This is a genomic window from Planctomycetota bacterium, assembly GCA_039182125.1.
Classification (GTDB): domain Bacteria; phylum Planctomycetota; class Phycisphaerae; order Tepidisphaerales; family Tepidisphaeraceae; genus JBCDCH01.
This window is the reverse complement of record JBCDCH010000098.1, coordinates 1-12,772: the sequence shown is the minus strand read 5'-3', so window position 1 is coordinate 12,772 and position 12,772 is coordinate 1. Positions and strand designations below refer to the sequence as shown.

Genomic DNA, 12,772 nt, shown 5'->3' with positions numbered 1-12,772 from the left:
CCCTCAAACAACGTGTCCCAGCCCACCGCGTAGACGATGAATCCGACGATCGCCAGCGTGCCAAACAGAACGAGCAGGCCCTGTAAAAAGTCGGTAACCATCACCGAAACTAGCCCGCCGGTGAGCAGCACGAACATCGCAATACTCAGGATGATCACCATCACCGGCAGCATCGTGGGCAGTTCGAATCCCGCAAGATCGAGGGTTTGGGGCAGGCCGCAGAAGTTGACGATCAGATTTGCGGTGACGGCGGGGAAGATGCCGTAGTTCATCACGCCCGAGATGAACGCCAGGACACCGGCGTACTTGCGGACCCCCGGGCCGTATCGCTGAGCAAAGAAACCGGGCATGGTCAGTGCTCGGGTTTCGCGGAAGCGGTACTGGACCCATCCTGAGAACATCACGAATGCCCAGACCGGCATGGTCATGATGCTCCACCACGCTCCGGGGAAGCCCGAGACGTAAAACTGTTCAAATGTTGCGACGACGAAGATCGCCGCGAAGCCGCCCATGTCGTTGGCCATCGATAGCACGAACCGCCCGGCACAGCGTCCCGCGGCCATGAAATCGGCCACGCTCCGCGATACCCGCGACAACAGCAGAGACGCTCCGCAGAGCAGCAATACAAAGCCGATGACGATCGCCCAGTCCAAACCGGTCATCCGCGGGTGTCTCCGATCCAGCCCGATCTCAAAGCTCGGCCAAACCCATCGCGTCGAATCGTGTTTAGCTCGCGACCCGCACGCGCTCGCGTTCCGATCGGCCGTGCTTGGAGATGGGGCCTGCCGCTATTCATCAATCCTGAAACCTTAAATTCGGTCCGTCGGGGAACGGCTGAACCGCCGAAGAAGGACGGGTAGATTTTTTAAAGTACTTTAATTAAGTATTCTCAGTATACTCGACGGATACCTATCTGCAACCCGAATCGAAAGGCCGCGATGCACGCATCGACGATAAGTCGAAAAACCTTCGGGTTGACTCGCGCCCCATGTCTCCAAGCCAGGGATAGTGATGAAACCTTTTCGCCTGATTCTTGCGTCCGTGGCTCTCACGGCACTCTTCGTCGCTTTGCCCGCGTGGCCCCAGACCAAGCTTTCCGACCGGTCACTTAACGTACTCCTGATCCTGGTCGACGATCTCAATACCGACATCGGCGTCATGGATGGCGGAGCCCGCACGCCTCACATCGACCGGCTCGCCGGCCGGGGGGTGCTCTTCACCAACGCCCATTGCAACGCCCCGGTTTGTAACCCTTCGCGCACCAGCTTTCTGACCGGGATGCTGCCCCCCCATACCGGTGTCCGCGACAATCGGGCTTACTTCCGCGACGTGCCCGGCAACCAAGACGTCGTCACGCTGCCACAGCACTTCCAAAACCACGGCTACATCACCGTCGCCGCGGGCAAGGTGTTCCACCACGGCTGGCTCGAGAACCGCAGTCACCCCGGCCGCAAGCTTCTCGACCGTCCACACTCCTGGGGCCAGTACGCCCCAATCCCCGTAGGTACGCCGACTCCGAAGCCTCCGCTCAATAACTGGCACGCAGGCGAAGTGACGACTTACTGGGGCAAGAGCTTCTGGTGGGGGCGGACCGGTACGCCAGACATAGAAACCGGCGACTTCCGCAACGCCGACTACGCCGCGGACTTCCTGGGCCGAGAACGCGATCGGCCTTTCTTCTTGGCGTGTGGTATCTACCGGCCGCACCTGCCGTTCGTCGCGCCCGAGCCGTACTTCGACGAGTATCCGCTGGACGAAATCGACTGGCCCTCGGGTGTACGCTCCCGCGACGTCGACGACTTGCCCGACCGTGGCCGACGCTTCGCGTTGCGGACCGGGCTCAACAACGCCATCCGTAAAAACGATCGCTGGAAGCAGGCAATCCAGGCCTACTACGCGTCGACTACCTTCGCCGACGCGGCGGTCGGCCGCGTGCTCGACGCCCTCGAAGCCAGCCCGCATCGCGACGACACGCTCGTCGTCTTCGCCAGCGACCACGGCTTTCACTTGGGCGAGAAGAGCCACTGGACGAAATTCACGTTCTGGGACCGCTCGACCCGCGTGCCTTTGATCGTTGCGGGGCCGGGCATCGAGCCGGGTATTTCGCCGCGGACCGTGTCGCTTGTCGACTTGTTTCCCACGCTTAATGAGTGGATCGGTCTACCCGCAATCGACCGGCACGACGGCTATAGCTTCGCGCGCTTACTCCGTGACCCCGCGGCCGAACACGATGTGATCGCCCGAGTCTTCCAGGAGCCCAAAGATCACGAGGCGATCATCGATGAAGATTTTCGCTACATCCGCTACGCCGACGGCGGCGAAGAACTCTACGACCGCCGGATCGACCCCCACGATTGGCACAACCTCGCCGAAGACCCCGCTTACGCCAAGACCTTGGAACACTATCGCGGTTTGCGGTTCTTCGGAACGAGTACCCAGTAAGTACAAGCCGACCTAGCCTTCGCCAAACGACAGCGGTCTGGCGTGGGCTAATGAGCTAGATGCTTCAGGTCGGACGTCAGACAAGACTCAGTCGGCGGCTGCGGTGCCTGAGCCGAACTCACCAAACGGGTACGGCGTGGAACGGACGTAAGCTTCCAGCTGGGACCGCAATCGTTCGAGCGTCGAGGCGTGGGCCGGGTCGTCGGCGAGGTTGTGCTGCTCGTCGGGGTCGGCGTGGAGGTCGTAAAGCTGGTCGGGATCGAAGTAGTGCGGGTGCTTGCGCATCGACGGCCAATTGTTGTCGGTGCCCCCGGGGATGTTGAAGGTGTGCGGATACGGATCGTTGGTCCGATTGTCGCCACGCGGCAAGCCGATACGGTCGCGACGGGCGAACCATCGCCGCAGTTGTTGTCGACGGATTTGCATCGGCACATTCTGCGCGTACTCCGACGGCCGCAGCGCGAGGTACTTGAACCGTTCACCGACGACCGCGCGCGAGTATCCCAATTCACCGATGACGTGGTCGCGTACGGCGTCGGCCTCGCCGCGGAGCACCGGCGACAGGTTTACGCCGTCGAGTTTGACGCCAGACGTTTCCGAATCGATCCCGGCCAGAGCCAGAAACGTCGGAACGAAGTCGACGTTGGACGCCAGCGTGTTCTCAAGGCGTTGAGGTTTGACGCCGACACCGGGGCCCCAGACGACGGCCGAACTCCGCATGCCGCCCTCGTAAAGCGACGACTTGCCTTGCTCGATGCCGTGGTCGTTGAAGAACACGACGACGGTGTTGTCCAGTTCGCCAAGGGTTTCGAGACGCTCGATGACCACGCGGATCAGATCGTCGGTCCATAGGGTGTTGCCTTCGCGTCCGTGCTCGGACGTGGGGTCGATGCCGGCTTCGGTGAGTCGGCGGCGGACCTCGTCGGCCGAGATCAGCACGTCCATCGGCTCGTCGAGCAGGCCCAACGGCGTGATCCGGCGGTCGGCGTCCCAAGTGTGCGGGCTGCTGTTGGGGCCGTGTGGCGTGGTCGTCGCCAAGTAAAGGAAGAAGGGGCGATCTGCGGCGAGGTCGAGAAATTTCAAGGCGCCATCGGCGAGCCAGTCGAGGTTGTGGGCCCGAAGCGCCCGCGGTTGGTTCGCTGCCAGGTTGTCGTGGTAAAGCCGATCGGCGTAGTCGAACCCGGCGCCCAGAAACGCTTGGCGGACACGCTCGTGGTTTTGACGTAATTGATCGATGATCGCGGGGTCGCGCGGATCGTCATCCGCGGCGAAGCCTTCGAATTCGGGCACCTCGATCACATGATTCTTGCCGATCACCCCGGTGAAGTAGCCGGCTTTTTGAAGCATGCGCGGCAGCGTCGGAGTGTCGGGCAGAATGAGCGTGTTTTGCGCGACCATGGGGTAGTCGTGAATCTCGACGCTTCGCATCACGGCGGTGTTGACGGCCCGTGAGCCGAGTTGGCCCGTCAAGCAGGCGAACCGACTGGGCACGCAGATCGGCGTGGTGGCGTACATCCGCGGCAACACCGTGCCCTCGGCGGCGAGGCGGTCGAGCGTCGGGCTCACGTTACGCGGCCGGCCGTTGGGCAGGCGGCCCTCGTCGAGGTGGTTTTGCCGGAGCCGCCGCTCGTCGTCGACGATGACGAAGACGAAGTTCGGGCGCTCGGCGGCGGGGCTGTCATCGGCGTCTGCCGAGACTGCGTCGCCTTGGGCCGTCGCCGCCATCACCCCCAGCCACAGAACGCAACACAGCCCGAAGAAGTTCAAACCCTTCGGATTCGTGCGCGTGGAACCCGTCGCATACGGCCGGTATGGATCAAGCAACATGTGCATGCCTTCTTGATTTCAAGAGCAATTGCGACCGTGGCGGACACGCTTTGAGCGCGCTCGGATCGTGTTTGTCTGCGGGGCAATCTTCTCGATCGTTTTATTCGATCCGCTCAAGGATCAGGTGGTCGAGTCGATCGACCGCCGACCCCGACGCACGCAGTCGGTCGAGCCTGACGGTGATCGGCATGGGGCCGGCCTGCTGAAACTCGATTTCTCCCAGGTCCATGGCTTGGGTTCGGTCCCACCCGAATACGGGCTGGTCGTAGGTCATGTTCAGCTTACGATCGACTTCGCCTTTCACCTCGCCCTGGACGCCGAAAGTCACCGAGAATAGCGCCCCGGTCGCCCGTTTGCTTCGGCCCAGCAGGTAGACCCGAAACCGGCCGGGCTCACCGACCACGGCGTCGAACGTCGCGGCGTCGCCAACTTGATCCCAACCGAAGATCGCGTGGGCCGAGAGCGAAGTTCCGCGTAGCGCCGAGGCCGAACGCATCTGGATGATCGCCGGCGTCTGATCGTGGTTGCCGTCGACGTAGTTGACGACGGGTGTAAACGCCGCGGGCTCTGAGAGCACGCCGTTCCACCAGGCTCGTCCGGCCTCGGCTAGTTCCGACTTCACCGTCGCTTGCCTGGCGATCGGTCGGCGTTCACGTGGGTCTTCTTCCAGGTTGAACAACTCGACGTTCCCGTTGTTCTGCACCCACTTGAACGACCCTCGACGCACCGCGAGGTTCATGCCGTCGAAAGAGAAGCGGTCGGGTTCCGCGGTTTTGTTGATGACCTGGAATGTTTGCAGCTTCCCCAATCGCCAAGGATCGAACGAATCTTTCGGCTCGGCTTCGGGGAAAAATACCAGGCGCTCGGCGAGTTGTCGCTCAAGCGCCTCACGCTCCGCGGGGTCGCCGAGCAGCAAGTCGGAAACGCTCCGGCCGTCGAGCGGTTTGGCGCGGGAAGGCACCTCTGCGCCGGCCACCTGTAGCAGCGTTGGGAAAATGTCCTCGGCAGTGACCGTGCCGGCGACATCCCCGGGCGTGATCGTGCCCGGCCAACGGGCGAAGAACACGCTGCGGACGCCATTCTGATAGATCACGCCCTTGCCTCCACGCAGCCCGTTCGGATTGCGTGCGTTCCACTCCGGGCCGCGCGTGGCGTAGGGCTTGCCGGGAACGCCCGGTGGTCGCCCCGCGCCCGACGGCACCGGGCCGTTATCGCTCAGGAACAGCACGACCGTGTCCTCGGCCAAGCCCGCCTCTTCCACAGCCGTAAGCACCCGGCCGATCTGGTCGTCCAGGAAATGCACCATCCCCCAAAAGGCCGCGAGGTTTTCCGAGTCCCCGCGATCCAGGAAAGGCTGCTGATACCGTTGCGGCGATCGCCACGGCGAGTGGGGCGACATATACGGCAGGTACAGAAAAAACGGCCGGTCTCGGGGTTCCCGGATGAACTCGATCGCGTGGTCGGTGAAGTGCATCTCGGCCCAATCGGTGATCGGCCGCGGCTGACCGTTGACCGATTCGGCGGCTCTTTCCTCGGGCGTGTAGCGATACAGATTCGCCATGTGGGCAAGTTCGAAGCCGCGTTGCCATGGGTAGTAGCGATCGCCAAGGCCGCCGTGCCATTTACCGAACATCGCCGTGGCGTAACCGGCTTCGCGGAGTGCTTCGGCCAGCGTCACCTCGTCGGTCGACATGAAATCACGCCCACCATTGACGCCCCACACGCCGGTACGTTGGAAGTAACGCCCCGTCAGCAGCGACGCCCGCGAAGGCGCGCACTTGAGATGGACATGAAAGTCTGTCAGCCGGACCGACTCCTTCGCTAAGGAGTCCAACGTCGGGCTGATCGCTCGGGGGTTGGTTCGTCCGAGGTCGTCGTGCCCGAGGTCGTCGGCAAGGATGAGAATGATGTTGGGCTGAGCACTTGCGGCAACGTGGCCTGACGCCAGACCAAGGCCAATAAGCAGCAATACAAAACCCAAGAAGTAGTGTCGAAACATCTCTGCAAACCTCGCTTAGATGAGCCTGTAGGAACAGGGGCAACGCGATACAGCGCCGATCCATCGCGGCCCGTAAACGCGGCTCCCAATCTCTGTGGCGTGAAGCCTCACTGCCCGAGCCAAAAGGTCTCCCACTCGGGCGAATCGTCGGGCACACGCGGTAAATCTTCGAAGGCGAGGTTCGCCGCGCTGCCATCGGCGTAGCCCACCGTTCCTCGGTCTTGGTGGGTGGCGGCCGCGGAACGAAAGGTCGGCTCGATGGTGCCGAACTGCATGCGGTCGGCGTCTTCATTGACGTTGAACGATTCGAGCAAAACCATCGCCGACGAGGCCGACCGGATCGCTTCGATCGATTTGAAGCGCGAGCGGATGATCCCCGCATTCACGGCGGGGTCTTCGTAATCCCGGAGCGTCGTGCCGATCATGCCATTGAAGGCGTAGCTCCAGGCCCAGGGGTTGGTGTTGTCGATCGCGGCGATGCCGGTGCTGGGGTCGATGCGGTCCGCGCCGTTCGGGCAAGAAAAGACCGAATCAATCGTGGCTTCACGCCACTCTTCGAAGCCCGCGGTGTTAAGAGGGAACTCACGTCCAAGTACCACGGGTGCGATGAAATCTCGATTCCACCGCGCGGCCCATCGGAAGTTGACCGGGCTATTGCCGAATCGGTCCGTGTTGGGCCAAATCGCCATGGGCAAAGCAACGTTGTAGTCGGTCGCGTAGACGTAGGTGCCAATGGCGCACTGCCTCAGGTTGCTGGTGCAGGCCACCAGTTGCGCCGCCTTGCGTGCCGCCGAGAGGGCAGGTAGTAGCAGGCCTACGAGGATCGCGATGATGCTGATCACCACGAGCAGCTCAATCAGGGTGAAGCCGTCGCCGCGACGTCGTGGCTTATTGAAGGGCTCGGAACGCACGGCCGGAGGGCGGATCGAAGATCGAGGCATGGGCGGCGACTTTCTAAAAGTCCCATCGGATGATTTGCAAGACGAAGCCAAGTGGCGGAGCGAGAAAACGGGATGAGAAACCCGGAGCACAGGGTGCCGGTTGCGTCAAGGTGTTACCAGCAAATCCGACTCGGTCAGGACGGAATTCGAGATCCGCACTTCGTCGAAGAGTCCGCCGAATGGTTGATCGCCGTCTGCGGTCTGTCCGAGGGTCAGGGGTGCCAACGCCTCGGTGCCATCTGCCGCGTCCTCCCAGTTCCCAAACGAGCGAGGGACGGTTTTTTTACGCAGCTCTCCGCCTTGCGTCAGGTCCTTGGCAAAGTATGTAACCGTGTCCGACTGGTTATCGAACACCACGGCGACGTAATAGCTCCGGCCTGCCCGGAGCGCGATGTCGTCAGGATTTGCGCCTACGGGGTCGGAGTTGCTGTTGACGATATCACTGCCGCCTTGACCTTCGAAACGTTGGTTGTGAACCAAGGCCAGCCGGTAGCTGTCTCCATCCACTGCTGCGCCCAAAGCACCGTTGCCCGCAGACTGCACGTTCAATCGGAAGACCTGGTCTTCGCGGTCCGAGCCCCACTGAGCGATCAAGGTCTGTTGGGTTTTGGCGGCAAAAGCCTCGATCTGCACGTAAGCCTCGAGCGAAAGACCTTGGCCGCCCGTAACCACTCCCGGCAACTCCGCCGTCGACGCGGGCGCGGCAAAAGCCTGATGATTAGACGTGCCGGTCTGTGGCACGGGGTTGTCGAAATCGCTACCGCCCTGCGCAACATCCGGAGCAGCGGTGAGCGGCGCTTGGCCGACCGAGTCTTCCGCGACCGCACCGGCCTCGGCTCGGTAGTAATGGATCGGTTCGGCGTTGACGGCAAAGCATGTCGCCAACAACATCACCATCTCAGCGAAATGTCGCGAGCGACGAGTTACTACGGTGGGCTTGGCCCAAGGCTTTTGCATGGAGGTCTCCTATTGATCCATGCCCGGAAGCGTTACTAGAAGAGAACGAAGATACAAGTCCCAAGGCGGTTGAATTAATTGATTTAAAGTACTTTAAATATCAGATCGCGTCAAGGCGACTTTGATGGATTCTCGAGCCGTCTCTGAGCACAAACTCTATTTTCTGAGCAGGCACGGGAACGTAGCGCTCAAACTCGGCGATCTAACCAGAAGTACTGGATTGAGGTTAGGCAGGGCGGCACACCCGCGACGCTGAAGATCGGCTCAGAATCCCGGATGGCTCCGGATTGGCGCTTTCGACGAATCATGATGCGTAGAGATTTATTTAGCCAGGACACCATGATGAGGGACAATGGGGCAGGTATCTCTTCGTCGCCTGATGGGCGGCCTGCTGATCTCACCCTGCTCCGGATCGAGGTTTCGAGTTCCGTTCCGGCTACACGGGCGCGAGCGTCGGGATCGGTTGAGGCTGCGGGATACCCGGGCCACCTGGTCGAAGCGCGTCGTCGGTCCGTTGCATCCACGACGTGAGGCGCCTATCCAGATCGGCATACACCTCGGCGTAAGCCGTGTCCCCGCTGCGGTCGCGGCGTTCGGTGGGATCCAACCGCAGGTCATACAACGAATCAAACACGTCTTCTCGGGAAGCCTGGCCTTGCGTGGTTGCAGTCGGCCAGCCCGCTTCGAACATGTCGTCCTTCACGCCCGATGGGTCGGCGTTTTGGCTGATCTTCGAAGGGTCGGTATAGAAACGACGGACGAGCTTAAAGCGGCCATGCCGAACACTGCGTTCGGGCTGACGTCCGGATCGACCGTGTACGTTGATCTCAGCGAACAAGCTGCGCGGCGCATCGTCAAGGCACGCTTCGGTAGGGAGCGGCTGGCCCTCCAAGTGATCGGGCGTTTCGAGATTGGCCACGCGACAGATCGTGGGAAAAACGTCGAGGTGACTGATCGGACCGTGGACGGTCTGTCCCCCGATATAGCTTCCGGCGCCGCTGGCGATCAGGCCAACACCCAGGCCCGCGTCGGTCAGGGTGCACTTGGCCATGGGTACCCCCGGGCCGTGGTCGGTCGTGTAGATCACCAACGTCTTCTCGCGTAAGCCCAAGGCGTCGAGCCGCGCGAGCACCCTGCCGATGGCGTCGTCAAGCATTGCCGCCATCGCGTCGAAGTTGGCCTGCCATCGTCGGGAACCGATCGTGTTCTGTAACCAGTAGGGCGGCGTGGCGCGATCGATCTTTTGGTCGCTCGGCTTTCGATCCGGCTGGATCTGCTTCGCCGCGTTGGTGTGCGTCTCAACCATACCTACGTCGAGGAACCACGGCGCTGTTCCACGGCCGTGCTGCACCAGCCAGTCGCAGGCCGCTTCGGCTACCCGAGGGGCGGACATCGCCGGGTCGCACCGGCCTGTTGCGCCGCCGATCACCTCGCTTCGTACGTCGTTGTAACCCAAGTCACGTTCGTCGGCCGTGACGTGCTGGACGCCCATCAGCGCTGCCCGATAGCCGTGGCTTTGCAAGAACTTCACGAGGTGACGCTCGGGCTTGCCCAACGGATACCCGAAGTTCGATAGCCCCCATTGCCCGACCTGGTGGGGGTATTGGCCGGTCAGCAGCGCCGCCCGCGAAGGGGAGCACGTCGGCCCGACGCAGAAAGCGTTGCGGTAGCAGACGCCTTGATCCGCAAGGGCTTGTAAGTTCGGCGTCGAAACCGGACCGCCAAACGGCGAGAACAGCCTCCCCGAGTCGTGAGAGTGCAGGTACAGAATGTTGGGGTGGGCGTCGCACATCAAGAGATTCCACGGATGAGTGATCTATCGGCTGCGGCGGACTGATCACCGCCGTGGTTTACGTTGGCGTGGGCACCATGGCTTGAAGCCCGTTGACACAACGCAAAACGTCTGGCGCGGTGAGCTGTTCCAGAGTCAGCCGCCGATCGCCGGTGACATGGAACACCGTGGATTCGCCGGGCAAGAGCGTCACGAGCTGTCGATCAATCCGAGCCGAAGGTTCGATCCGGTCGGCCAGCAGACACAGCTCGCGGACCAAGACGTCGCTGGCGACCGTGAGGCGCTGGCCGGCGTCGGTCTCTTCGAGCGTGTAGTTCAAAGTCGGCGTTGGGTACTCGACGTCACGGTCCCGGCCAAAGAACCACCATGCGCGGTTGTCCGTGGGTTCGCCGTCGATATGGGCCATCAGGAATTCGTCCGCCTCGCCGATCCACGATTCAGACAGCTCCCATTTCTGCACGCCGCGCGGCGCGACGTCCACGGCGAACGTCTTCGTGTCGAGCAACTGGCCCGCTACGTTCATGCGCGAGACTTGCATTCGGCCGCGCCAACGTTCGGCATGGTCGTTATGCAGGTAAGCGGCCAGCCGTTCAACCTCGACGCCCGATGGCGTGACGCGGGCCGGCATCAGAGTCAGTAGTCGCGATCGGAAGAAACGTTGGGTCGCGTGCCACATGAGCTTGGGCCGGCCGTCGCCATCGATCGCCGACCAACTCGTTACCGGCCAGCAATCGTTGAGCTGCCAGTACAGCGCCCCGCTGCACCAGGGCGACAACGACCGGAACCATTCGCAGCCCAGCGCGATCGCGCGAGCCTGCTCGATGGCGGCGATGAACCACTGGTCTTCGTAACGATCGGGTGGATCGTGTGAGTCGGCCAAGCGTTCGAGTCCGCGTTGGATACCGTCTTTTTGTTTGTTGTGCAGCGTCATCGCTTCCGACGACCAATGCTGCTGGTCTTTGGGGATCGCCCGGTCGAGCGTCGCCCAATTGGGTGGGGCCATGTACCCGAACTCGCTTGCGAACCGCGGGAAGTGGCCGAGATAGTTGCGGTAGTCTCCGTCGTGGTTCCAGACGTCCCAGATATGACAGTTGCCGTATTCGTTGCCGTTGGGGTGTCGGTCGAGGTTGCCGGAGAAGGGGCTGCCCGGCCAGTACGGCCGGGACGTGTCGAGCTCCGCGACCACCCTGGGGAGTAAGTCCAGGTAGTAGCCCAGGCCCCATGTCAGTTCGCCATTGGGGTAGACCCCCTCGAACGCGGGCCAATCGAAAGCGGCCCAGAAGTTTTCGTTGCAGCCGTTCCAGATCACGAGCGACGGGTGTCGCGATAGCCGCGCGACGTTGTCCCGCGCTTCGGCCTCGACCTCCGAACGCAACGGCTCTTCCTCGGCGTAGCACGCGCAAGCGAAACCGAAGTCCTGCCACACCATCACACCGAGTTCATCGCAGATCTCGTAGAACGCGTGGTCTTCATAGATCCCGCCGCCCCAGACGCGCAGCATGTTCATGTTGGCATCAACCGCTTGCTCGATTCGCTGGCGATAACGCTGCGGCGTGACCCGATGCGGGAAGCAATCGTCGGGGATCCAGTTGGCGCCCTTGCAAAACACGCGCTGGCCGTTGACCTCCAAGTGGAAGCTTTCACCCCGTGTCAGGCCCTGGACCATCGAACCGCCGCCGTCGCGGGTGTCCGGTTCGGTGATGAGCCGAACCTGCCGCAGCCCGACTTTTTGTTCACAAACATCCAACACCCGTCCGTCCGCGGCAACGAGCTCAACCCGTAGCTCGTAGAGCGGCCGGTCGCCGTAGCCGATCGGCCACCAGCGTCGAGGTTCATCGACCGTCAGCACGATCGGATCGCCGCCGGGTCTGCCGGACCAATCGTCATCCCGCTCCGCCACGACCCGGCCATCAGGCGAAGCCAGCACGCAACGCAAAGACACCCCGGAAGCTTCCGCCGCTATCTCTCCGTCGGCGTGGACTTCCACGGTTGCCGTTTGCGTGTCGGCCTGCGTCACCAGCGGCCGGACATCGTGCAGTCGCGCAGCGGACCAAAATTCGATTCGAGCCGGTCGCCAAATCCCGCACGTCACCAGCTGCGGCCCCCAGTCCCAGCCGAAGTTACACGCCATCTTGCGGATCATCTGATGCGGCAGCTGCGGGTTCGTACCCGACCCCACGCCAGGCCGAGCTCCGACTTCTCTTTCCACGCTTCGTGCGTGGTCGATCGCCGACCCGAAATGCACCGAAAGATGATTCTCGCCCGGGACCAACACGGCTCGAACATCGAAGCGATGCCGAACGTGCATGTTTTCTGCCGTGCCCACCATTTGCCCGTTCAACGCAACCTTCGCAACGGTGTCCAGCCCTTCGAAGACGAGATCGATCCGCTCTTCGTGGAGCAGCTCCGGATCGACTTGGAAGGTGGTCCGGTACTCCCAATCGCAGGCCCCGACCCATCGGGCGGACACCTCGTTCATTCCGACATAGGGATCTTCGATCCGTCCCGCCGCAAGTAGATCCGTATGGATACACCCCGGCACGGTTGCGGGAATTGCAACGCCTTCCACTTGATCAGGAACAGCAACGCTGACGGGTACCCGGCTTAGATGGGCGGTCCATTCGGCGGGTAAGACTTGGTGTTTCATGGAGATAAAGCGATCTTGGGGAAGTGGTCCGGGCTGTCTGTGCACCTCGTAAAGCGAGGCTAGACTTGATTAAAGTACTTGAAATTAATTTACCTCAAGATCTATTGGCCTCAAAATAAAGTTGATGGTGCTTTACTGTGTCACTGGGCGGACCATGCGAATGCCGT

Annotated in this window: 8 protein-coding genes; 1 reads left to right on the top strand and 7 read right to left on the bottom strand. The window is 62.0% G+C overall.

Annotation, left to right across the window (positions count from 1 at the left end; all coding sequences use genetic code 11):
- Positions 1-662, bottom strand: a 662-nt coding sequence (locus AAGD32_17230) for a sodium:solute symporter (GenBank protein MEM8875991.1), incomplete at its 3' end; no start/stop codon positions are given.
- Between the two features lie 379 nt (positions 663-1,041).
- Here AAGD32_17230 and AAGD32_17225 point away from each other — a divergent pair.
- Positions 1,042-2,442 (top strand): sulfatase, encoded by a 1,401-nt coding sequence (locus AAGD32_17225; GenBank protein MEM8875990.1) that lies wholly within the window; start codon positions 1,042-1,044, stop codon positions 2,440-2,442.
- Positions 2,443-2,529: 87 nt separating this feature from the next.
- Here AAGD32_17225 and AAGD32_17220 read toward each other — a convergent pair whose 3' ends face one another.
- The 6 genes from AAGD32_17220 to AAGD32_17195 all read right to left on the bottom strand — a co-directional run bounded on the left by AAGD32_17220 (position 2,530) and on the right by AAGD32_17195 (position 12,437).
- Entirely contained in the window at positions 2,530-4,275 is a 1,746-nt protein-coding gene (locus AAGD32_17220; protein ID MEM8875989.1) for a sulfatase-like hydrolase/transferase, read from the bottom strand.
- Between the two features lie 94 nt (positions 4,276-4,369).
- Positions 4,370-6,268 (bottom strand): sulfatase-like hydrolase/transferase, encoded by a 1,899-nt coding sequence (locus tag AAGD32_17215; protein MEM8875988.1) that lies wholly within the window; start codon positions 6,266-6,268, stop codon positions 4,370-4,372.
- A gap of 107 nt (positions 6,269-6,375) precedes the next feature.
- Positions 6,376-7,209 (bottom strand): type II secretion system protein, encoded by an 834-nt coding sequence (locus tag AAGD32_17210; GenBank protein ID MEM8875987.1) that lies wholly within the window; start codon positions 7,207-7,209, stop codon positions 6,376-6,378.
- 105 nt (positions 7,210-7,314) lie between these two features.
- Positions 7,315-8,106, bottom strand: a complete 792-nt coding sequence (locus tag AAGD32_17205; GenBank protein ID MEM8875986.1) for a LamG-like jellyroll fold domain-containing protein — start codon at positions 8,104-8,106, stop codon at positions 7,315-7,317.
- Between the two features lie 496 nt (positions 8,107-8,602).
- Entirely contained in the window at positions 8,603-9,958 is a 1,356-nt protein-coding gene (locus AAGD32_17200; protein ID MEM8875985.1) for a sulfatase, read from the bottom strand.
- A 58-nt stretch (positions 9,959-10,016) separates the two neighbouring features.
- Positions 10,017-12,437, bottom strand: coding sequence for a sugar-binding domain-containing protein (locus AAGD32_17195; protein MEM8875984.1), 2,421 nt, complete (start codon positions 12,435-12,437; stop codon positions 10,017-10,019).
- Positions 12,438-12,772 lie beyond the last annotated feature (335 nt).

Bases quoted from the DNA above. Each gene is read 5' to 3' on its own strand.
- AAGD32_17220 (MEM8875989.1), bottom strand. From the start codon at position 4,275: ATGCACATGTTGCTTGATCCATACCGGCCGTATGCGACGGGTTCCACG.
- AAGD32_17215 (MEM8875988.1), bottom strand. From the start codon at position 6,268: ATGTTTCGACACTACTTCTTGGGTTTTGTATTGCTGCTTATTGGCCTT.
- AAGD32_17210 (MEM8875987.1), bottom strand. From the start codon at position 7,209: ATGCCTCGATCTTCGATCCGCCCTCCGGCCGTGCGTTCCGAGCCCTTC.
- AAGD32_17205 (MEM8875986.1), bottom strand. From the start codon at position 8,106: ATGGTGATGTTGTTGGCGACATGCTTTGCCGTCAACGCCGAACCGATC.
- AAGD32_17200 (MEM8875985.1), bottom strand. From the start codon at position 9,958: ATGTGCGACGCCCACCCCAACATTCTGTACCTGCACTCTCACGACTCG.
- AAGD32_17195 (MEM8875984.1), bottom strand. From the start codon at position 12,437: ATGAACGAGGTGTCCGCCCGATGGGTCGGGGCCTGCGATTGGGAGTAC.